This window comes from Streptomyces sp. AM6-12 (genome assembly GCF_044327085.1).
In the GTDB taxonomy this organism is placed as follows: Bacteria; Actinomycetota; Actinomycetes; order Streptomycetales; family Streptomycetaceae; genus Streptomyces.
In genome coordinates this window covers 4972906-4994427 of sequence record NZ_JBIQWN010000001.1, presented here as the reverse complement: position 1 = coordinate 4994427, position 21522 = coordinate 4972906, and the positions used below count along the sequence as shown (strand labels likewise).

Sequence of the window (21522 nt, the reverse complement as noted above, 5' to 3'; positions counted from 1 at the left end):
GATCAGCGCTCGCTGTCCAGGTGTGCCATCTGCGCGCTCGGGTAGCGGTCGCCGGCCGCCGCGTCCGCCGGCACGGCCTCCTCGATGGCCGCCAGGTCGGCCGCGTCCAGGGTCACCTCCAGGGCGCCGAGCGACTCGGCCAGCCGCTCGCGGGTGCGGGCGCCGATCAGCGGCACGATGTCCTCGCCGCGGGAGAGCACCCAGGCGATGGCGGTCTGCGCCACGGTGGCGCCCTTGCGCTCGGCGATCTCCCGCAGGGCGTCGACCAGGTTCAGGTTGTGCTGGAGGTTCTCGCCCTGGAAGCGGGGCGAGTGGGCGCGGAAGTCGCCCGCGGAGAGCTGCCGGTCACGGCTGAAGTGGCCGGAGATCAGGCCGCGGGACAGGACGCCGTACGCGGTGATGCCGATGCCCAGTTCCCGGGTGGTCGGCAGGATCTCCCGCTCGATGCCCCGCGAGATGAGCGAGTACTCGATCTGGAGGTCGGAGACGGGCGCGGTGGCGGCGGCCCGGCGGATCGTCTCGGCGCCGACCTCGCTGAGGCCGACGTGGCGGACGTACCCCTTCTCGATCAGTTCGGCGATGGCGCCGACGGTCTCCTCGATCGGGACGTCCGGGTCGAGGCGGGCGATCCGGTAGACGTCGATGTGGTCGACGCCGAGGCGCTGGAGGGAGTAGGCGGCGAAGTTCTTCACGGCGGCGGGCCGGCCGTCGTAGCCGCTCCAGTTGCCCTCCGGGTCGCGCAGGGCGCCGAACTTCACACTGACCAGGGCCTGTTCGCGCCGGGCGGCGGGCGCCGTGCGCAGGGCCTCGCCGATCAGCATCTCGTTGTGCCCCATGGCATAGAAGTCGCCGGTGTCGAGCAGGGTCACGCCCGCTTCCAGGGCGGCGTGAACGGTCGCGATGGACTCGGCGCGGTCGGCCTCTCCGTACAGCGCGGACATGCCCATGCAGCCGAGGCCGAGGGCGGAGACGCGGGGGCCGGTGGTGCCGAGGTTTCGGGTGTGGGGTGTCGTCGTCATGGCTCCAGCATGGCATGGCAGCTGACAGATTTCAATATCTGTCATTCCATACTTGTCATCCAGCGATGCCGCGCTCGCACCGGCGGCGACTTGGTCCAGACCTCTTGACGAAAGGTCTGGACCAAAGCATGGTCATGCACAGGACACGCCCATCCGGTACCTCGCTGCACCCCACCAGGAGGCCCGTATGCTCCGCCGCTCGCTGTCCCTGCTCGCCGCCGCCCTCGCGACCGCCTGTCTCACCCAGCTCCCCGCCGCGCACCCCGCCTCGGCCGCCGACACCTGCGCGGTGAAGTCGCGCCCGGCGGGCAAGGTGCTCCAGGGCTACTGGGAGAACTGGGACGGCGCCGCCAACGGGGTCCACCCGCCCTTCGGCTGGACCCCGGTCACCGACTCCCGTATCCCCGCGCACGGTTACGACGTCCTCGACGCGGCCTTCCCGGTGATCCGCTCCGACGGCACGGCGCTGTGGGAGGACGGCATGGACACCGGGGTGAAGGTGCCCACGCCCGCGGAGATGTGCGCGGCGAAGGCGTCCGGCGAGACGATCCTGCTCTCCATCGGGGGCGCGGCGGCCGGCATCGACCGCAACTCCACCGCGGTCGCGGACAAGTTCGTCGCGACCGTCGTACCGATCCTGAAGAAGTACAACTTCGACGGCATCGACATCGACATCGAGACCGGCCTGACGGGCAGCGGGAACATCGGCCAACTGTCCACGTCCCAGGCCAACCTGGTCCGCATCATCGACGGCGTCCTCGCGCAGATGCCGGCCGGCTTCGGGCTGACGATGGCCCCGGAGACGGCGTACGTCACCGGCGGCAGCGTCACCTACGGCTCGATCTGGGGCGCGTATCTGCCGATCATCAAGAAGTACGCGGACAACGGCCGCCTGTGGTGGCTGAACATGCAGTACTACAACGGCAGCATGTACGGCTGCTCCGGCGACTCCTACGAGGCCGGCACGGTGGCGGGCTTCACCGCCCAGACCGACTGCCTGAACAAGGGCCTGGTGGTGCAGGGTACGACCGTCAGGGTGCCCTACGACAAGCAGGTTCCGGGGCTGCCCGCCCAGCCCGGCGCGGGCGGCGGCTACATGTCCCCGTCCCTGGTCGCCCAGGCCTGGCAGCACTACGGCAGCTCGCTGAAGGGCCTGATGGACTGGTCCCTCAACTGGGACGGCTCGAAGAACTGGACCTTCGGCGACAACGTCAAGGCGCTGCAGGGGCGTTGAGCCGGCGCCGGCACGGAAGCGCCCACCCACCGGCCGGCGAGAGCGGCTGATGGGTGGGCGCGGGCGAGGGCGGGGCCCCCGCGACGGTGACGGCGGCCGGGGTCAGCAGCCCAGCAGGCGCTGCGCCAGGTACCCCTCGATCTGGTCGAGCGAGACCCGCTCCTGCTTCATCGTGTCGCGCTCGCGCACGGTGACCGCGTTGTCCTCGAGGGTGTCGAAGTCGACGGTCACACAGAACGGCGTACCGATCTCGTCCTGGCGGCGGTAGCGGCGGCCGATGGCGCCCGCGTCGTCGAAGTCGATGTTCCAGTTCTGCCGCAGCGCCTGCGCGAGGCCCTTGGCCTTCGGCGACAGCTCCGGGTTGCGGGACAGCGGCAGCACGGCCACCTTCACCGGGGCGAGACGGTGGTCGAGGCGCAGCACCGTGCGCTTCTCCATCTTGCCCTTGGCGTTGGGCGCCTCGTCCTCGACGTACGCGTCGAGCAGGAAGGCCAGCATGGTGCGGCCGACACCCGCCGCCGGCTCGATGACGTACGGCGTCCAGCGCTCCCCGGCCTCCTGGTCGAAGTAGGAGAGGTCCTGGCCGGAGGCCTTGGAGTGCGCGCCGAGGTCGTAGTCGGTGCGGTTGGCGACGCCCTCCAGCTCGCCCCACTCGCTGCCGCCGAACTGGAAGCGGTACTCGATGTCCGCGGTCCGCTTCGAGTAGTGGGAGAGCTTCTCCTTCGGGTGCTCGTACCAGCGCATGTTCTCGGTGCGCAGGCCGAGGCCCGTGTACCAGTTCCAGCGCTGCTCCATCCAGTATTCCTGCCACTGCTCGTCCTCGCCCGGCTTGACGAAGAACTCCATCTCCATCTGCTCGAACTCGCGGGTGCGGAAGATGAAGTTGCCCGGCGTGATCTCGTTGCGGAACGACTTGCCCATCTGGGCGATGCCGAACGGCGGCTTGCGGCGCGAAGTGGTCTGCACCTGGGCGAAGTTGGTGAAGATGCCCTGGGCCGTCTCGGGGCGCAGGTAGGCGACCGAGCCGGAGTCCTGGGTCGGGCCGAGGTGCGTGGACAGCAGGCCGGAGAACTGCTTGGGCTCGGTGAACTGGCCCTTGTTGCCGCAGTTCGGGCAGTTGATGTCGGCCAGGCCGTTCGCCGGGGCGTGGCCCTTCTTCTCCTCGTAGGCCTCTTCGAGGTGGTCGGCACGGAACCGCTTGTGGCACGCGGTGCACTCGGTCAGCGGGTCCGTGAAGGTGGCGACGTGGCCGGACGCGACCCAGACCTCGGGGGCCAGGATGACGGACGAGTCGATACCGACCACGTCCTCGCGGGACGTCACCATGTAGCGCCACCACTGGCGCTTGATGTTCTCCTTGAGCTCGACACCCAGCGGTCCGTAGTCCCAGGCGGCACGCTGGCCGCCGTAGATCTCACTGCACGGGAAAACGAAGCCACGGCGCTTGCTCAGGCTGACGATGGTGTCGATCTTGTCGGCGGCCACGGTGCTCTCTTCATTACGACGACGGGCGTTGAAGCGAGATGCTTCCAGCGAATGCTTCAGGTTACCGGCGCAGGCTCCCCCACGACCAAATCGGCCCCTGCCTACGGGCACCCCGCGGGCACCCCCGAGCGATTGTTGACAACGGTTTCCATTTTTGTTGAAAATGACTGTCATGAACATACGTGGACGCCTGATACCCGCCGCCGCCCTGACCGCCGTCACCGCCCTCGGCCTCGGCACTCTCACCGGCTGCTCCGGGAGCGGCACGGCCGCGGCCCACGACGGCCGGCTCGACGTCATCGCGTCCTTCTATCCGATGTCCTTCCTCGCCGAGCGGATCGGCGGCGACCACGTCCACGTCACCAGTCTCACCACACCCGGCCAGGAGCCGCACGACCTGGAGATCAGCCCCAAGCAGATCGTCGCGATCGACGACGCGGACGCCGTCCTCTACCTCAGGGACCTCCAGCCCTCCGTGGACGCCGCGGTCGCCCAGTCCTCGGTGAAGACGAAGATCGACGCCGCCGCCCTGACCACCCTGGAGTCGCACGGCAACGAGGTCGGCGGGCACGCGGCCGCGCACGACACCCACCAGGGCGAGGAGTCCGCGGGCAAGGACCCGCACATCTGGCTCGACCCGGTGCGCTACGCCCAGGTCGCGCGTGGCGTCGGCAAGGCCCTGGAGAGGGCCGACCCGAAGCACGCGGCCGACTACCGGAAGAACACCGCGACCCTGGTCAAGCAGCTGAACGAGCTGGACCAGCGCTTCCGCACCGGCCTCGCGCACACCGAGTCCAAGGTCTTCATCACCACCCACGCCGCCTTCGGCTACCTCGCCGAGCGCTACGGCCTCACCGAGGAGGCGATCAACGGCCTCGACCCGGACTCCGAGCCGAGCGTCGCGCGGGTGACCGACCTGGAGCGCATGGCGAAGGCCGACCACGTCTCGACCGTCTTCTACGAGACGCTCGTCAGCGACAAGACCGCGAAGACCATCGCCACCGACGCGCACCTGCAGACCGACGTCCTCGACCCGATCGAGGGCATCACGGACAAGTCCCGCGGCACGGACTACTTCTCCGTCCAGAACGCCAACCTCAAGGCGCTCCAGCAGGCGCTGGGCGCGAAGTGACGGGAGACACCATGGAAACCGGCGAACCTGTCATATCCCTGCGCGGCGTGCGGGCCGACCTCGGCGCCCGCCCCGTCCTGCGCGGCATCGACCTCACGGTCCGGCGCGGCGAGGTCGTCGCCCTCCTCGGCGCCAACGGCTCCGGCAAGTCCACGGCGATCCGTACGGTCATCGGCCAGGTGCCGGTCGCCGGCGGGGCCGTCGAGCTGTTCGGCACCCCCCGGCGCGCCTTCCGCGACTGGGCCCGCGTGGGCTACGTGCCCCAGCGCACCACGGCCGCGGGCGGGGTCCCGGCGACGGTCACCGAGATCGTCTCCTCCGGCCGCCTCTCCCGCACCCGCTTCGGCCTCTTCCGCAAGGACGACCGGGACGCCGTACGCGCCGCCCTGGAGCATGTCGGCATGGCGGACCGCGCCAAGGACTCGGTGAACGCCCTGTCCGGGGGCCAGCACCAGCGCGTCCTGATCGCCCGCGCGCTCGTCGCCCGCCCGGAACTGCTGATCATGGACGAGCCGATGGCCGGCGTCGACCTGGCCAGCCAGGAGATCCTCGCGCGGACGCTCGGCGAGCAGGTGGCGGCCGGTACGACGGTCCTGCTCGTCCTGCACGAACTGGGCGCCCTGGAACCGCTGATCGACCGCGCGGTCGTCCTGCGCGACGGCTGCGTCGTGCACGACGGGCCCCCGCCGAGAGCCACCGGCCAGCACGCGCTGCCCGGCCACGACCACGTACACCCGCACGCCCCCGCGGGTTCCGGACCGATCCGCACGGGATTGCTGAGCTGATGGACTTCCTCCACTACGCCCTCATGCAGCGGGCCCTGTTCGCCGCCGTCCTGGTCGGCATCACCGCCCCCGCCATCGGCATCTACCTGGTCCAGCGCCGCCAGGCCCTGATGGGCGACGGCATCGGGCACGTCGCCATGACCGGCGTCGGCCTCGGCTTCCTGCTGTCCACGTCCCCGGTCTGGATGGCGATGGCGGTCTCCGTCGTCGGCGCCCTGCTGATGGAGCTGATCCGCTGGTACAGCAAGACGCGCGGCGACATCGCGCTGGCCATGCTGTTCTACGGCGGTATGGCGGGCGGCGTGATGTTCATCAACATGGCGCCCACCGGCTCCAACGCGAACCTCGGCACCTATCTCTTCGGGTCCCTGTCCACGGTCTCCCAGTCCGACGTCCTGACGATCTGCCTGCTGGCCGCGTTCGTGGTGCTGGTCACGCTGGGCCTGCGCCGCCAGCTGTTCGCGGTGAGCCAGGACGAGGAGTTCGCGCGGGTGACGGGCCTGCCGGTGCGCGCCCTGAACCTGCTGACGGCGGTCACGGCGGCGGTGACGGTGACGGTCGCCATGCGCATCGTCGGGCTGCTCCTGGTCTCCGCGCTGATGGTGGTGCCGGTGGCGGCGGCGCAGCAGCTCACCCGCAGCTTCGCCGCCACGTTCGCGATCGCGGTGGCGCTCGGCATCACGGTGACCGTCAGCGGCACGATCGCGTCGTTCTACCAGGACGTGCCGCCCGGCGCGACGATCGTCCTGCTCACCATCGCCGCGTTCGTCGCGCTGACCGCGCTGGCCGCCCCGCTGGCCCGCCGACGCGCCCGCGCCGCCGCGGCGGCCGGGGCCGGCGGGGAACCGGCGGAGTGCGTGATTCCGGCCGCGCGCGGCACGGGGGAGGAGATCAGCGCCTGACCGCCGGGGCGCCGGGCTGGCACAATGGCCCGCGTCAGGGGTGAGACGTGAGGAGGCAGCAGTGACGACCGCTGGACCGCCCGTGAAGGGCCGCGCGACCCGTCAGCGGGCAGCAGTGGCGGCCGCGCTGGACGAGGTCGACGAGTTCCGCAGCGCGCAGGAGCTCCACGACATGCTCAAGCACAAGGGCGACTCCGTCGGGCTCACCACCGTCTACCGCACCCTCCAGTCCCTCGCGGACGCCGGCGAGGTCGACGTGCTGCGCACGTCCGAGGGCGAATCCGTCTACCGCCGCTGCTCCACCGGCGAACACCACCACCACCTCGTCTGCCGCGGCTGCGGCAAGGCGGTGGAGGTGGAGGGTCCGGCGGTGGAGAAGTGGGCGGAGGCGATCGCGGCGGAGCACGGGTACGTCAACGTGGCGCACACCGTGGAGATCTTCGGCACGTGCGCGGAGTGCGCCACGCGGAACGGCTGAGGGACGCGCTCAGCCGTCGCCCTCCATGGCCAGCAGTTCCTCGTTCGGGATCGCGCCGCCGAACCGCCGGTCGCGGGAGGCGAATTCGACGCAGGCCCGCCACAGGTCGCGCCGGTCGAAGTCCGGCCACAGCACGTCCTGGAAGACCAGCTCGGCGTAAGCGCTCTGCCAGAGCAGGTAGTTGGACGTCCGCTGCTCCCCGCTGGGCCGCAGGAACATGTCGACGTCCGGCATGTCCGGGTAGTACAGGTACTTCTGGATCGTCTTCTCGGACACCTTCGCCGGGTCCAGTCGTCCGGCCCGTACGTCCTCCGCCAACGCCTTGGCCGCGTCGGCGAGTTCGGCCCGGCCGCCGTAGTTCATGCAGAAGTACAGCGTCAGCCGGTCGTTGTCCTTGGTCTGCTCCTGCGCGACCTGGAGCTCCTTGGCGACCGACTTCCACAGCCGCGGCATCCGCCCGGCCCAGCGCACCCGTACGCCCAGCCCGTCGAGCTGGTCCCGGCTCTTGCGGATGAAGTCGCGATTGAAGTTCATGAGGAAGCGCACCTCGTCGGGCGAGCGCTTCCAGTTCTCGGTGGAGAAGGCGTACAGCGAGATGTTGCGCACGCCCATCTCGATCGCGCCCTGGAGTACGTCGAGCACCTGCTCGGCGCCGACCTTGTGCCCCTCGGTGCGCGGCAGCCCCCGCTCCTTGGCCCACCGCCCGTTGCCGTCCATGACGATCGCCACGTGGTTCGGGACCAGCTCACCGGGGAGCTTCGGCGGCCGGGCCCCCGAGGGATGCGGCTCCGGCGCCGTGTACTCGCGCCGCTGGCGCCCCAGGATCCCGCGTACCACCATGTGCTCCGACTCCCTCTACGATTCCCGGGCCGGCTCCCGGCCCGGCTAGGACTTCTCCACGTACCGCAGCGACCGCAGCCCGCGTTCCAGATGCCAGTGCAGATAGGCGGAGACCAGCCCACTGCCCTCCCGGACGTACCGCGCCTCGCACGCGTCCGCCGTCTCCCAGTCTCCCGTAAGCAGGGCGCCCAGCAGTACCAGGGTCCCCGGCGACGGTACGACGCTGCCGGGCACCCGGCAGTCGACGCACACCGAACCGCCGGAGGCGACGGAGAAGAACCGGTTGGGTCCCGGCATCCCGCACCGCGCGCAGTCGCCGAAGCTGGGCGCGTACCCGTTGACGGCGAGCGAGCGCAGCAGGAACGCGTCCAGCACCAGGTTCGGGGCGTGCTCCCCGCGGGCCAGCGTGCGCAGCGCGCCGACCAGCAGCAGGTACTGCTGTACGGCCGGTTCGCCCTCGTGGTCGGTGAACCGCTCGGCGGTCTCCAGCATGGCCGTACCGGCGGTGTAGCGGGCGTAGTCGGTCACGATGCCGCCGCCGTACGGCGCGATCGTCTCGCTCTGGGTGCACAGCGGCAGCCCGCGCCCGATCAGTTCGCTGCCGCGCGCGAAGAACTGCACGTCCACATGGGAGAAGGGCTCCAGCCGGGCACCGAACTTCGACTTGGTGCGCCGCACGCCGCGCGCCACGGCCCGGACCCGGCCGTGACCACGGGTGAGCAGGGTGATGATCCGGTCCGCCTCGCCCAGCTTCTGGGTGCGCAGCACGATGCCGTCGTCGCGGAACAGACTCATGCCGTCCATTCTCGCCCATGGCGCCGACCGCCCCCCGCCGCCGGCCCGGTACGGCACGAACGTGTTCGTTACGATCGCGCCATGACAGCGAGAAGAGAGCCGGTCAGCCGCCGGGAGCGGCCCGCGAAGCCCGCGCTGACCCGGCAGGGCATCGTGGACACCGCCGTACGGCTGATGCGTGCCGAGGGGCTGGAGAAGGTCACCATGCGCCGGCTGGCACAGGAGCTGGACACCGGCCCGGCCTCGCTGTACGTGTACGTGGCCAACACCGCCGAGCTGCACGCGGCCGTGCTGGACGCGCTGCTCGGGGAGGTCGACCTGGCGGCCGGGGGTGCCGGGGAGGACTGGCGGGAACGGCTTCGGGCCGTCCTGGCGTCGTACACCCGTGTCCTGTTCACGCACCCGCAGCTCGCGCGCTCGGCGCTCGTGGCGCGGCCCAGCGGCGAGAACTATCTGCGGCTGGTGGAGCGGGTCCTGGACCTGCTCTCCCGCAGCGGTGCCGCGCGCGAGCAGGTCGCCTGGGGGGTGGACAAGCTGCTCCAGGACGCCACGGCGGCCGCCGCCGAGCACGCGACGCAGGCACAGGACCCGGCGCACGCGGACGACTGGGACGCCCTCGCCCGCGCCCTGCACTCGGTGAGCGGGACGACGCATCCGGCGATCGCGGCGCACATGCCGGCGCTGCTCGGCGGCTCGGTGCGGGACCGTATGCGCTGGAGCTTCGACGTGCTGGTCAACGGCATCACAGGGACCCCGGTCCCCGCCCCGGTGGACTGACCGGGCTGGCCCCGCCGCCCTCCTCCGCCTCCTCACACCGTCGCACGAACTTGTTCGTAACGAACGCGTTCGCTACGGTGGAGCCGTTCGGTAGACCCCTCGGCTGGGAGGCCCCATGACGCACGGCAACCACGTCCCCATCGCGATCATCGGCGCGGGGCTCGGCGGTCTCACGGCCGCGCGGGTCCTGCGGGTGCACGGGATCGAGGCGGCGGTCTTCGAGGCGGAGGCGTCCGCGGCGGCCCGTACGCAGGGCGGCATGCTCGACATCCACGAGGAGAACGGGCAGCGGGCGCTGCGCTCCGCCGGTCTCCACGACGCGTTCCGGAACCTCGTCCACGCGGGCGGCCAGGCGATGCGGCTGGTCGGCCCCGACGGCACCGTGCGGGTCTCGCGGGAGGACGACGGCGCGGGCGGCCGCCCGGAGGTGGACCGCGGCGACCTGCGCGACCTGCTGCTGGGCTCGCTGCCGGACGGCACGATCCGCTGGGGCGCCAAGGCGACCGGAGCGCGGGGGCTGGGCGGGGGCCGGCACGAGGTGACGTTCGCCGACGGTTCGGCCGTCACCACCGACCTGCTGATCGGCGCGGACGGCGCGTGGTCCCGGATCCGGCCGCTGGTCTCGTCCGCGCGGCCCGCGTACACCGGCATGTCCTTCGTGGAGACGGACCTGCTGGACGCCGACACCCGCCATCCGCGCGCCGCGGCGCTGATCGGCGGCGGGTTCTTCCTGTGCCCGGGCCCCGGCCGCGGCTTCCTGGCGCACCGGGAGACGGACGGGAGCCTGCACGTGTACACCGCGGTGAAGGCGGACGAGGGCTGGCTCGACACGATCGACTTCGGCGACACCGCGGCGGCGAAGGCGGCGGTCCTCGCGGGCTTCGAGGGCTGGGACGAGGGCCTGCGGGGGCTGATCGCGGACGCGGACGGTCCGCTCACTCCGCGCCGCATCCACGCCCTGCCCGTCGGCCACCGCTGGGACCGGGTGCCGGGAGTGACCCTGCTGGGCGACGCCGCGCACCTGATGTCGCCCTTCGCCGGCGAGGGCGCCAACCTGGCCATGTACGACGGCGCGACCCTCGCGGAGGCCATCGCCGCCCATCCCGACACCGAATCCGCCCTGACCGCCTACGAGTCGGCCCTCTTCCCCCGCAGCGCCTCATCCGCCGCCGAATCCGCGGCCAACCTGGACACGATGTTCAGCGAGGACGGCCTGGCCGAGATGACCGCCTTCTTCAGCGCCGCCCCGGTGACCACGTAATGCCCCTGAACATGAGTACGCGTACTCAGTCCCTGGCGGGAACCGACCGGATACGGTGCGTTCCGACCGTGGGGTGACGTCTGCGTGCCACACCGGCTTCGGCCAGTGCGGCGTGGGCATGAAAGGGGAGGAATCAGCCGGTGGCTTGGGACGAGTGGGAAGAGATCAAGGCCGCGACGGCCGAGCGGCACTCCACCCGCATGCAACTCAACCACCTTCCAGATGATTTCAGGGGAAGGGAAGGTCCCCTCAGGGTGGCTCCGGCACTCTGCGGCACACCAACGGCCCGTGGGGCAAGGCGGCAGACACCGCCGACGACCTCAAGACCAGCACCGAGTCGACGAAGAAGGGCCTGCAGTCGAGCCACACCGGCGTCTCAGCCGGTGCAGCGGGCCTTGCCAGCCTGGACGCGTTGAAGACCGTGCTCACCTCCTGGGAGAAGCGGCTGGAAGCGGTACGGGACGAGTGCAGGTCTCTGGAACCCAAACTGTGCGCCGTTGCCCGCGAGATGGGCGAGACGGACGTCGCCGTGGCCGCAAAGGCTCGGGCTGTTCACGTTGCGGGCGGGGGCAACGGTCGGTGACCTCGGTACTCACCTGGCAGCAGCTGCGCGATCTGAAACTGACGGAATTGGATGACGCGGCCGACGGCTGGGCCACGGTCTCCCAGCACGCCGACTCCGCGGGCCAGCGCGTGGACGCGGAGATGGCCGGCCGTTTGTCGAAGACGCAGGAGAGCCAGTCCGCGGACGCGGCTGTCCGACGTCTGAACCGACTGAGCGACAACTACCACTACATCCACGCTGAGGCCGGGCTGATCCGCTCTGCCGTGGACGGGCTGTCTGCGGAACTGTCCACGCCGCAAAGGCATTTGAGAGCAGCCCTGGACGATGCCGCCGCCTTGTCGTTCACCGTGAACGAGGACGGAAGCGTCGCCTATCCGAAGGGCAAGAACGACACCACCGGGGAGGAGGTGCCCGGCGGGAAGGTCGTGGGCAATGACGGCACACTTCTGCCGAGCAACAAAGGGCTGTACCCGCCGGACGTCCATGGGCACTATGTGCCGGGCACCGGCCCCGCCGCGCCTCATCTGATCGGAGTCAACCCCAACTTCGCCAAAGCGCAGGACATAGCCGACCGCATCGCCCGCGCCGTCCGCGAGGCCGGGGAGATCGATGAGCGATACAGGCAGGTGCTCATCAAGCTCAAGGCAGGGCCTGGGCTCAAGGTCGACGCGAAGACTTGGGCCGACGCCGCGGCGGACGTCAAGGCCGTGGGCGATGCCGAAGCGCACCGGCTGAGGGACGCCGTCCCGCTCGACAAGTCGCCCGCCGATCGCAAAAAGTGGTGGGACCACCTCACGCAGGAGCAGCGGGAGGAGTACCTAGCGGTCTACCCCGACATGATCGGAAACCTGGACGGAATTCCGGCGGCAGCGCGGAACCAGGCCAAACGGGAAAACATCGACCTCCTCATCGGCAAGCTCTCAGGAAAAGACGACGAGAGGTCCAAGATCATGCTGGACGGTCTGAAGGCGATTGAGGACCAGCTGAAGCATCCGGACCCGAAGTTCCCGCCCATGTACCTGCTCGGAATCGGAGACACCGGGAACGGACGGGCCATTGTCAGCTACGGGAACCCCGATACGGCGAAGAACGTTTCGGCGTACGTGCCGGGCCTTGGCACAGCCCTCGACACCGATTTCGCAAGAAACGACCTCAAGCGAGCACGGGATACGGCCAGGGACGCTCAGTTCTACAACCCGTCAAGCGCGTCGATCGTGTGGCTGGGATACGACGCCCCGCAAGTCTCACCCTCGGAGGGCGTGCACAACGCGGACGTCATGTCTACCCACGACGCGAGAGTCGGCGCGACCGCCTACAACCACTTCATGGCCGGCATCTCGGCGACGAACGACCATGAAGACCCCCACATCACCGCCATCGGCCACTCCTATGGCTCCCTCACCGTCGGTCAGGCGGCACAGCGCCATGGCGGCATTCCGGGAGCGGACGACATCATCCTCGTGGGCAGTCCCGGCACAGGGGCGGACAAGGCCGAGGATCTCAACGTCGGCAGGGATCACGTCTTCGTCGGCGCGGCCGACCATGACCCCGTGACCATGCTTCCCAGTCACAGGGAGGCGGCCGGCATAGGGATGGGCTCCTACATGGGCGCGGTCGAGGGCGCGCTTCTGGGCCATCTTTCCGGCGAGAATGTCGTCGACCAGATGAAAGATGTCGCGCTCGGTGCGGGTGCGGGCGGCTACGTTGGCTACGGCATCGGGCACAGCACCTCCGACCCCGACGAGCTCTGGTTCGGAACCGACCCGGCGAGCAAGGACTTCGGTGCCCGCCGCTTCCACGTCGATCCCGGGCCGGTGCCCTCGATCCACGATCCGGCACCGGCTCACTCGAACTACTTCAACCCGGAAAAAGACAAAGAGTCCGCGAACAACATCGCCCTTATCGTGGCGGGGCATTCCGACCAGATTCAGGTGGAGAAACCTCGATGAAGAAGGCACGGACGACACTTCCGGTCGCTGTAGCGGCCGCCGTCCTGCTGACCGGGTGCGCTGCGGCACAGGACTCCGCGAAACAGCTTTCGAACGAAAGGCGAGAGCCGACTATGAACATCACCATGCAGCAGGCGGCGGAACGTGCGGATGGGATGCTCGACGCGACTCTCGGCGCCATCAAGCCCGAGGTGCGGTGGACTCACAGCGGCACGTCCACGGGTACGTGCGACGTGTCCCGCTCGCGCACAGTGATGACCATCGTCTCCGCGGAACGGCGCGGGAACTTTCTAGGGATCGTCCAGCGCTTCTGGGAAAAGAGCGGATACCGGATCAAGTCCGTGAACAAGAGTAAGGAATTTCCCGCCATCTTCGCCCAGTCGGCCGACGGATTCGGCATCTCTCTGGTGGTGGGCGACGCCGGGCAGATCGCGTTCGAGGTGGATTCCCCGTGCGCCGAACCGTCGAAGGTGGCCGCCCCGACCACCCCTGCGAACGGGCCCGACTACGACTACCCCATTCCTCGCCCCAACGTGCGTTCCGCCTTCTGGTCGTCGACCATCCCGATTTCCCCGGACGGCGCGCGGCCGTAGAAGCATCCCGTCGGCCGCCCGGCCACCGCGGAAGCGGTGGAGCGGTAAATCCGGAACCTGGGCGACGTGCTCGGCGCACTGGTCTCAGAGTGCGGCGGATCAGCGGAGCAGCGGGCAGAATAAACTTACCCGCGCACCCCTTCGGAAAGTCTGGAAATGAATCATGATGGCCTGACAGCGAAGATGACATGGAAGTTCATTCCGCTGGATTCCGTCGGCCCATTGCGCCTCGGAATGGGCGAACGAGACGTTACCGCAGCCCTGGGCGCCAGGAGTGCTTCTTTCGTCGACGGAAACGATGGTCATCGGTGGCAGGAATTTTGGGACCATGGAGTTGTAGCGCTCCACCGGCGAGGGCATGGCGCCGGAGATTCCCCGGCTGGGTTTGAGTATGGGCGGCGGACGCGACGGCGACAACGTCGTCAGTGAAGCCCTGTTTGTGGATCGAGAGTTGAGCCAGGATCCTTACCGGACCGCGACGGTCACCGCTTGGCGTGACGTTCACCATGAAGAACACACGTTCTTGATCGACGAGAGGCGGCTAGAACGCCCTTGCTGGGATCTGCGCCCCTGGATGGGCGTGGGGCCGCTCCGGTTCGGCATGCGTGCACAGGAAGCGAGGGCGGCCCTGGGGGTCGACGCGCCAACTGTTACGAACCTTACGATCGATCACGGGTACGGTTTCGAGCGGCGAGTGGAATGGGAGTGGTACGAGACTGCTGGCGTAACCGCACATTATGATGGCTTGTTTCTTCTTGCAGTCAATGTGGATGGACGCATCGGGCCTCAGGTGAGGTTCATCATCGGCCTGGCCCGCGGTGACGGCCAGGGCCGGCGGCCGTGCATGACCGTCTGCGGCCAGGTGAGCCCGCCGAAGAGACACGGTCCAGCCCATCCATGTGCGCCCCCTTGACCGCCCCTATGGGTGCTTTTATGGTCACGCTGATCGAACCGGACGTAGGACGTCGTACCTCTTTCCGCCTCCCCGACCTTGCTGGAGGACCCGTGCGCGACGACGTGATCCGTGATGTGCCGGCGCCGGGTCGGCGGGCGCTGCTCAGAGGTGCCGGGGCGTTCGGGGTGGCCGCCGCGCTGCCGGCCGTGCTCGGGGCCTGTTCCGCCGGGCCGCAGTCCACGAACGACACCGGGAGCGGCGGCCGCGGCAAGGACCGGACGCTCACCGCTGTGATCGGGTACGGCAACGACGGGAGCTGGGATCCGGCACAGACGGCGTCGGCGTTCTCGATGGCGGCCAACAACCATGTCTACGAGGGGCTGTTGGACACCGATCCGATCACTCGGGTGCCGTACCCCGCGCTCGGCACCGAGGTGCCGGAGGATCCGAACGCCACCACCTGGCGGTTCCGGCTGCGGCCCGGCGCCACCTTTCACGACGGGAAGCCCGTCACCGCCGATGACGTCGTCTTCGTGTTCGACCGGATCCTCGACCCGAAGACCCAGACCCTCGCCAAGGGCTTCTTCGAGAGCTGGCTGAAGGGGGTGCGGAAGGTGGACGCCGGCACCGTCGAGCTGGCGCTCAAGTTCCCCTTCCCCGACGGGCTCTCACGGCTCACCCTCGCCAAGATCATGCCCAAGCACGTGTTCGAGCGGCCGGGTGCCTGGGACGACGCGATCAAGGGGCTGGCGGTGGGATCGGGACCGTACCGGCAGACCGCGCACCACCCGAAGTCCAATACGACGTTCGAGGCGTTCGACGCGTACAACGGGCCCCGCCCGCCGGCGTTCCGGAAGATGAACTGGCTGACGATCGTGGACGCCGCCTCCCGCGTCGCGCGGATCTCCGGGACCGACGCGGGCGCGCAGATCGCGGACAACATCCCGTACGCCAACATCGGCAGGCTCGAACAGGGCGGGCTGAAGGTCGCGGGCGGCGCCGGGATGAACAACCTGTTCCTGATGTTCGACACCCAGCACAAGCCCTTCGACGACGTGCGGGTACGCCAGGCCCTGCACTACGCCATCGACAAGGAGAAGATGGTCAGGGTCGCGCTCAGGGGGCACGGACAGCCGGCCACCTCCTTCCTCGACCGGGGCAACCCGTCGTACCGGCGGGCCAGGACCGTGTACGACTACGACCCGGACCGGGCCAAGGCGCTGCTGAAGGCCGCCGGGGTCACCGGTCTGCACATCAACGTCCTCGCGGTGAACGTCAGTTGGATCGTGGACTGCCTGCCGACCGTCAAGGCGTCCTGGGATGCGATCGGCGTCCGCACCACCCTGGCGCCGCAGGAGACCACCGCCGTCTTCACCAAGATGGACCAGCGGCAGGACTACCAGGTGGTCGCCGCGGCCTCCAACCCGAACCAGTTCGGGCTCGACGCCGACCTGATCATGCACTACAACTACGGTCCGCAGAACCTCTGGATGGGGTACACCCGCTGGGCCGGCCACCCTGTCGCCAGGCAACTCTTCAAGGACATGGACCGCGCCACCCGCGAGCCGGATCCCCGGCGGAAGAAGGCGATGGTCCAGGACTACATCGACGTCGTCGCCGAACAGGCCGTGCTCTACCCGGTCGTCCACAACGAGCTGATGACCGCCTGGGACCCGCGCCTGCTCACCGGGATAAGGGCGCAGCCGTATCCGGGCATCAACCTGCTCCAGGCCAAGTGGGTCTGACCGGATGACGGCCGCCGTCCGTGTCCTGCTGCGCCGGATCGCCCTGCTGGTACCGCTGCTGCTGGGGATCGTCCTCTTCGTGTTCCTGGTGATGCGGTTCTCGGACGTCGATCCGGCCTCCGCGTTCTTCCAGGGCGCCAACCCGACCCCGCGGCAACTGCACGAGTTCCGGGAGCGCAACGGCCTGCTGGACCCGCTGCCCCTGCGCTACGTCCACTTCGTCGGCGCCCTGCTGCACGGCGACCTCGGCACCAGCGCGCTCACCCGCGCGCCCGTCGCCGACCAGGTCACCACCGCGCTGCCCCTCACACTCCAACTCACCTTTCTGGGACTCGCCTTCGCGGTCGTGCTGGCGCTCGCGGGCGGGGTGACCGCCGCCGTGTACCGGGACCGCTTCCCGGACCAGGCCATCCGGGTGCTCTCGCTGGTCGGCGTCGCCGCGCCCGGCTTCTGGCTGGCGCTGCTGATGATCCAGTATCTGGCCGTGGACCGGGGCTGGTTCCCGACCGGCGGCTACATCAACCCGGTGGACTCCGTCACCGGCTGGCTGCGGACCATGGCGCTGCCCGCTGTCGCGCTGTCCCTGCCGGTCGCCGCGCAGCTCACCCGGATCGTACGCACCTCGGTGGTGGAGGAGCTGGACAAGGACTACGTGCGCACCGCGATCGGCGGCGGGCTGCCGCCCTGGGTCGTCGTCGGCCGCAACGTTCTCAGGAACGCCCTGGTCAACCCGCTGACCGTGCTCGGCCTGCGGGTCGGCTATCTGCTGGGCGGTGCCGTCGTGATCGAGACGGTCTTCTCGCTGCCGGGGATGGGAAAGCTGATGATCGACGCCGTACAGAACGGCGATCCCGCGGTGGTCCAGGGGGTCGTCCTGACCACGGCGACCGGGTTCGTCGTCGTCAACCTCGTCATCGACATCCTGTACCTGCTGGTCAACCCCCGGCTGCGGGCAGCCTGATGGCGACCCGCGCGCAGCTCGCCGCGCGCCTGTCCCGGCCCGGCCTGCGGCTGCCCGGCTGGCGGAGGCTGCCGCCGCTGTCCAGGCTCGCCGTCTGCTTCCTCGCCCTCGTCGTCCTCGTCGCCCTTCTCGCGCCCCTGCTCGCCCCCGACGACCCGCTCGACCAGCAGGACCCGGTGGGCGGCACCGGGCATCCGTCCGCCGCGCACTGGATGGGGCAGGACAGCCTGGGCCGGGACATCCTCAGCCGGCTGATGTACGGCGCCCGGTGGTCGCTGGCGATCGGGCTGGGGGCCACCGGTCTCGCCCTGGTCGCCGGGGCGGTGCTCGGAGCGGTGGCGGCGACCTCGCGCAGGGCCGTGGACGAGACGCTGATGCGCTGCCTGGACGTGGTGATGGCGTTTCCGGGGATCGCGCTCGCGGCCGTACTGGTCGCGGTGTTCGGGGGCGGCATCGGCGTACTGATCTGCGCCATCGCCTTCCTGTTCACCCCGCCGGTGGCACGGGTCGTACGGGCGAACGTGCTCGACCAGTACGGCGAGGACTACGTCACGGCGGAACGGGTGATCGGCGCCCGCACCCCGCACATCGTGCTGCGCCACGTGGCCGTCAACTGCGCCGCCCCGGTGCTGGTGTTCTGCACCGTGCAGGTCGCCGAGGCGATCGTGTTCGAGGCGTCGCTGTCCTTCATCGGGGCGGGGGTGCGGCCCCCGGACCCGTCGTGGGGCAGCGTCATCGCGGACGGCAAGAACATGGTGCTGACCGGGGGCTGGTGGGCGACGGTCTTTCCGGGGCTGCTGATCCTGCTGACCGTGCTGTCGCTGAACATCCTCTCCGAGGGCGTCGCGGACGCGTGGGCCGCTCCGGCGCCCAGGGAGGTCGAGGCGGCCGAGGAGAGCGGCGCACAGGTGAGTCCGGGTGACGTGCTGCCGCTGCCCGGTCTCGCGGAGGCCGCCCGCAGGCTGCGCTCCCGCGCGCGGCCGCTCCCGGACCGCACCGGGCCGCCCGTGCTCGCTGTGGAGAACCTGGCCATCGGCTTTCCCGGCCGGCACCGGGGCGTGGACATCGTCGCCGGGGTCGGCTTCGAGGTGTACCCCGGCGAGGTGCTGGGCCTGGTCGGCGAGTCGGGGTGCGGGAAGTCGCTGACCGCGCTCACCGTCATGGGGCTCCAGCCGCCCGGCGCGCGGGTGCGTGGCCAGGTCCGCTTCCGGGGGCGGGATCTGCTCGCCGAACCGGCGCGCGCCCGGCGGAAGTTGCTCGGCCACGAGATGGCCATGGTCTACCAGGACGCCCTGTCCTCGCTGAACCCGGCCATGACCATCCGCGCCCAGCTCGGACAGCTGGTACGACGCGGTGGGCGCCGTAGCCCGGCCGAGCTGCTGGCCCTGGTCGGACTCGATCCCGAACGCACCCTGCGCAGCTATCCGCACGAGCTGTCCGGCGGGCAGCGGCAGCGGGTGCTGATCGCCATGGCCCTGTCCCGCGATCCGGGCCTGATCGTCGCCGACGAGCCGACGACCGCGCTGGACGTCACCGTGCAGGCCCAGGTGATGGAGCTGCTGCTGCGGCTGCGCGCGGAACTGGGCTTCGCGCTGGTCCTGGTCTCGCACGATCTGGCGCTGGTCGCGGACGTCACCGACCGGGTGGTGGTGATGTACGGCGGGCAGATCGTGGAGAGCGGGGTGACCGCCGAGCTGGTGGCGGCGCCGGCCCACCACTACTCGCGCGGGCTGCTCGGCAGCGTGCTCTCGCTGGAGTCCGCCGAGCGGCGGCTGACCCAGATCCGGGGCGTCGTACCGGCCCCCGCCGACTTCCCGCCGGGCTGCCGGTTCGCCGGGCGGTGCCCACTGGCGAGCGAGGTGTGCCGCACGCAGGCACCGGTCCTCGCAGGCACCACCGCTCACCTGGCGGCCTGCCACCACCCCGCCCCGGCCGGCAGCGAGGAGGCCGTCCAGTGAACGTCGCGACCAAAGCCGCACCCCCCTGGCGGAGGCGCGGAGCACACACCGAGGTCCTGTTCCCGCGAGAGGGAGCACACACGCCGACCGAAACCCGCCGCGCACAGACCCCAGCCCGCACCAACCCCACCCGGCACACGGTCACCCGCCGCCACCCCGCCCCACCCGGCAGCGGGGAGGCCGTCCAGTGAACGGCACGGCAGCACCGCCGCTGGTGGAGGTGCGGGGGGCGCACGTGGTGCACCGGGCGCGCGGCGGGGGCCTGTTCGCTCGCGACCGGGTGTACGCGCTGACCGGTGCCGATCTCGTGGTGGCGCCCGGTGAGACGGTGGGCGTCGTCGGCGAGTCGGGGTGCGGGAAGTCGACGCTGGCGAAGGTGCTGGTCGGGGTGGAGCGGCCGGTCGCGGGGACGGTGGCGTTCCGGGGGCGGGACCTGTGGGCGATGCCCGGCGCCGAGCGGCGGGCCGCGGTCGGCGCGGGCACCGGCATGATCTTCCAGGACCCGGCCACGGCCCTGAACCGGCGGCTGACCGTGCGCCGCATCCTGCGCGACCCGCTGGACGTGCACGAGCGCGGCACCCGGAGCCAACGGGAGGAGCGGGTGCGGGAGTTGATGGGGCTGGTCGGGCTGCACCGGGGGCTCGCGGACGCGCTGCCCGGGCAGTTGTCCGGCGGGCAGCGGCAGCGCGTCGCCATCGCCCGCGCGCTCGCCCTGGACCCGCCGCTGGTGGTCGCCGACGAGCCGACCAGCGCGCTGGACGTCTCGGTGCGCGCGCAGATCCTCAATCTGCTGCTCGATCTGAAGGACCGGCTCGGCCTCGCGCTGGTGTTCGTCTCGCACGACATCCAGACGGTACGGCGGATGAGCGACCGGGTGGTCACCATGTACCTGGGCCGGATCGTGGAGGAGACCCCGGCGGACCGGGTGACCGACCGGGCCCGGCACCCGTACACCCGCGCCCTGTTCTCGGCCACCCCCGGACTGCTGCACCCCCTCGACCCGATCCCGCTGGCCGGCCCGGTGCCGTCGGCGACCCGGCCGCCGAGCGGCTGCCCCTTCCGTACCCGGTGCCGGCGGGCGGACGCGGTGTGCGCACAGGTGATGCCGGACTTCTCGGCCGCGTCGCACCCGGCGCACCGCTACCGCTGTCACCATCCTGTGGAGGAGGACCTGTCGATCCGCGACCTCACCCGCAGGAGCCGTGAATGACCTTCCCCGCCCCGCTCACCGGAGTCGTCCCGCCCGTCTGCACGCCCCTGACGCCCGAGCGCGAGGTCGATGTGCCCTCGCTGCTGCGGCTGGTGGACCACCTCGTGGGCGCGGGGGTGCACGGGCTGTTCGTGCTCGGCTCGACCTCGGAGACGGCCTTCCTCACGGACGCCCAGCGGCGCCGGGTGGTGGAGGCGGTCGCGGGGCACGTGGGCGGGCAACTGCCGGTGCTGGCCGGGGTGATCGACATGACCACCCCGAGGGTCCTGGACCAGGTGCGCGCGGCGACGGCGGCGGGCGCGGAGGCGGTCGTGGTCACCGCGCCGTTCTACGCCCGCACCCACCCCTCGGAGATCGTCCACCACTACCGACGGATCGCGGCCCTGAGCCCGGTGCCGGTGATCGCCTACGACATCCCGGTCGCCGTGCACACCAAGCTGCCCCCCGAGCTGGTGCTGGGGCTCGCCGGGGACGGGGTGCTGGCGGGGATCAAGGACTCCAGCGGGGATCTTGCGGCCTTCCGGGAGCTGGTCACCGGGGCCCGCGCCCACCCCGGCTTCGCCGTGCTGACCGGCTCCGAGCTGATCGCCGACGCCGCGCTGGCGCTGGGGGCGGACGGGGCGGTGCCGGGACTCGCCAATGTCGATCCGCACGGGTACGTGCGGCTCTACCGGCAGTGCCGGGCGGGCGACTGGGAGGGGGCACGGGCCGAACAGGACCGGCTGTGCGCGCTGTTCGGGCTGACCGGGGCGGGCGATCCGGCGCGGATGGGCGGCAGCTCCTCGGCGCTGGGCGCGTTCAAGGCCGCCCTGCATCTGCGGGGCGTGATCGACTGCCCGGTCACCGCGGAGCCGCAGGTGCCGCTGTCGGGCGAGGAGACGGAGAAGGTCGCCAAGTTCCTCGCCTCGGCGGGGCTGCTGTAGCCCTCCGCGCCTCCG

General features: G+C 70.4%; 19 protein-coding genes. 15 read left to right on the top strand and 4 right to left on the bottom strand.

Annotation, left to right across the window (positions count from 1 at the left end; genetic code table 11):
• Positions 1–2: 2 nt before the first annotated feature.
• The gene (locus tag ACE4Q9_RS22635) at positions 3–1019 is read right to left on the bottom strand and encodes an aldo/keto reductase (protein WP_397986048.1); all 1017 of its coding nucleotides are present in this window, start codon (positions 1017–1019) and stop codon (positions 3–5) included.
• A gap of 187 nt (positions 1020–1206) precedes the next feature.
• Between ACE4Q9_RS22635 and ACE4Q9_RS22630 the strand changes: the two genes are divergently transcribed.
• Entirely contained in the window at positions 1207–2253 is a 1047-nt protein-coding gene (locus ACE4Q9_RS22630) for a chitinase (protein WP_397986047.1), read from the top strand.
• A 102-nt stretch (positions 2254–2355) separates the two neighbouring features.
• Here ACE4Q9_RS22630 and ACE4Q9_RS22625 read toward each other — a convergent pair whose 3' ends face one another.
• Entirely contained in the window at positions 2356–3738 is a 1383-nt protein-coding gene (locus tag ACE4Q9_RS22625) for a glycine--tRNA ligase (protein WP_397986046.1), read from the bottom strand.
• A 172-nt stretch (positions 3739–3910) separates the two neighbouring features.
• Between ACE4Q9_RS22625 and ACE4Q9_RS22620 the strand changes: the two genes are divergently transcribed.
• From ACE4Q9_RS22620 to ACE4Q9_RS22605, 4 genes are all read left to right on the top strand, one after another.
• Complete coding sequence (locus ACE4Q9_RS22620; protein WP_397986045.1) at positions 3911–4870, top strand: metal ABC transporter substrate-binding protein; 960 nt, start codon at positions 3911–3913, stop codon at positions 4868–4870.
• A gap of 11 nt (positions 4871–4881) precedes the next feature.
• The gene (locus tag ACE4Q9_RS22615; RefSeq protein ID WP_397986044.1) at positions 4882–5655 is read left to right on the top strand and encodes a metal ABC transporter ATP-binding protein; all 774 of its coding nucleotides are present in this window, start codon (positions 4882–4884) and stop codon (positions 5653–5655) included.
• On the top strand, positions 5655–6557 hold the full coding sequence (locus tag ACE4Q9_RS22610) for a metal ABC transporter permease (protein ID WP_397986043.1): 903 nt from the start codon (positions 5655–5657) through the stop codon (positions 6555–6557). Before ACE4Q9_RS22615 ends, ACE4Q9_RS22610 begins: the two co-directional genes overlap by 1 nt.
• Before the next feature lie 61 nt (positions 6558–6618).
• Complete coding sequence (locus ACE4Q9_RS22605; RefSeq protein ID WP_111582087.1) at positions 6619–7035, top strand: Fur family transcriptional regulator; 417 nt, start codon at positions 6619–6621, stop codon at positions 7033–7035.
• A gap of 9 nt (positions 7036–7044) precedes the next feature.
• Here the strand turns inward: ACE4Q9_RS22605 and ACE4Q9_RS22600 are convergent, their stop codons facing one another.
• Together ACE4Q9_RS22600 and recO are read right to left on the bottom strand one after the other, a co-directional pair.
• Positions 7045–7875: an isoprenyl transferase gene (locus ACE4Q9_RS22600; RefSeq protein WP_397986042.1), complete on the bottom strand. Its 831-nt coding sequence runs from the start codon at positions 7873–7875 to the stop codon at positions 7045–7047.
• 45 nt (positions 7876–7920) lie between these two features.
• Positions 7921–8670 (bottom strand): DNA repair protein RecO, encoded by a 750-nt coding sequence (recO, locus tag ACE4Q9_RS22595; protein ID WP_397986041.1) that lies wholly within the window; start codon positions 8668–8670, stop codon positions 7921–7923.
• An 81-nt stretch (positions 8671–8751) separates the two neighbouring features.
• Between recO and ACE4Q9_RS22590 the strand changes: the two genes are divergently transcribed.
• The 10 genes from ACE4Q9_RS22590 (at position 8752) to ACE4Q9_RS22545 (ending at position 21507) form a co-directional block, all read left to right on the top strand.
• Positions 8752–9447, top strand: coding sequence for a TetR/AcrR family transcriptional regulator (locus ACE4Q9_RS22590; RefSeq protein WP_397986040.1), 696 nt, complete (start codon positions 8752–8754; stop codon positions 9445–9447).
• A gap of 115 nt (positions 9448–9562) precedes the next feature.
• Positions 9563–10708: an FAD-dependent oxidoreductase gene (locus ACE4Q9_RS22585; RefSeq protein WP_397986039.1), complete on the top strand. Its 1146-nt coding sequence runs from the start codon at positions 9563–9565 to the stop codon at positions 10706–10708.
• A gap of 579 nt (positions 10709–11287) precedes the next feature.
• Positions 11288–13222, top strand: a complete 1935-nt coding sequence (locus tag ACE4Q9_RS22580; protein WP_397986038.1) for an alpha/beta hydrolase — start codon at positions 11288–11290, stop codon at positions 13220–13222.
• Positions 13223–13335: 113 nt separating this feature from the next.
• Positions 13336–13815, top strand: a complete 480-nt coding sequence (locus ACE4Q9_RS22575) for a hypothetical protein (RefSeq protein ID WP_397986037.1) — start codon at positions 13336–13338, stop codon at positions 13813–13815.
• A gap of 358 nt (positions 13816–14173) precedes the next feature.
• Complete coding sequence (locus ACE4Q9_RS22570; RefSeq protein ID WP_397986036.1) at positions 14174–14728, top strand: hypothetical protein; 555 nt, start codon at positions 14174–14176, stop codon at positions 14726–14728.
• A 92-nt stretch (positions 14729–14820) separates the two neighbouring features.
• Entirely contained in the window at positions 14821–16455 is a 1635-nt protein-coding gene (locus tag ACE4Q9_RS22565) for an ABC transporter substrate-binding protein (protein WP_397986035.1), read from the top strand.
• Between the two features lie 4 nt (positions 16456–16459).
• Positions 16460–17416, top strand: coding sequence for an ABC transporter permease (locus tag ACE4Q9_RS22560; protein WP_397986034.1), 957 nt, complete (start codon positions 16460–16462; stop codon positions 17414–17416).
• On the top strand, positions 17416–19374 hold the full coding sequence (locus tag ACE4Q9_RS22555; RefSeq protein ID WP_397986033.1) for a dipeptide/oligopeptide/nickel ABC transporter permease/ATP-binding protein: 1959 nt from the start codon (positions 17416–17418) through the stop codon (positions 19372–19374). The genes ACE4Q9_RS22560 and ACE4Q9_RS22555 overlap by 1 nt, the downstream gene beginning before the upstream one ends.
• Positions 19375–19561: 187 nt before the next feature.
• Positions 19562–20584 carry an oligopeptide/dipeptide ABC transporter ATP-binding protein gene (locus ACE4Q9_RS22550; protein WP_397986032.1) on the top strand — a complete coding sequence of 341 codons (1023 nt, stop codon included), beginning with the start codon at positions 19562–19564 and terminating at the stop codon, positions 20582–20584.
• Positions 20581–21507 (top strand): dihydrodipicolinate synthase family protein, encoded by a 927-nt coding sequence (locus ACE4Q9_RS22545; protein ID WP_397986031.1) that lies wholly within the window; start codon positions 20581–20583, stop codon positions 21505–21507. Before ACE4Q9_RS22550 ends, ACE4Q9_RS22545 begins: the two co-directional genes overlap by 4 nt.
• Positions 21508–21522: the final 15 nt, after the last annotated feature.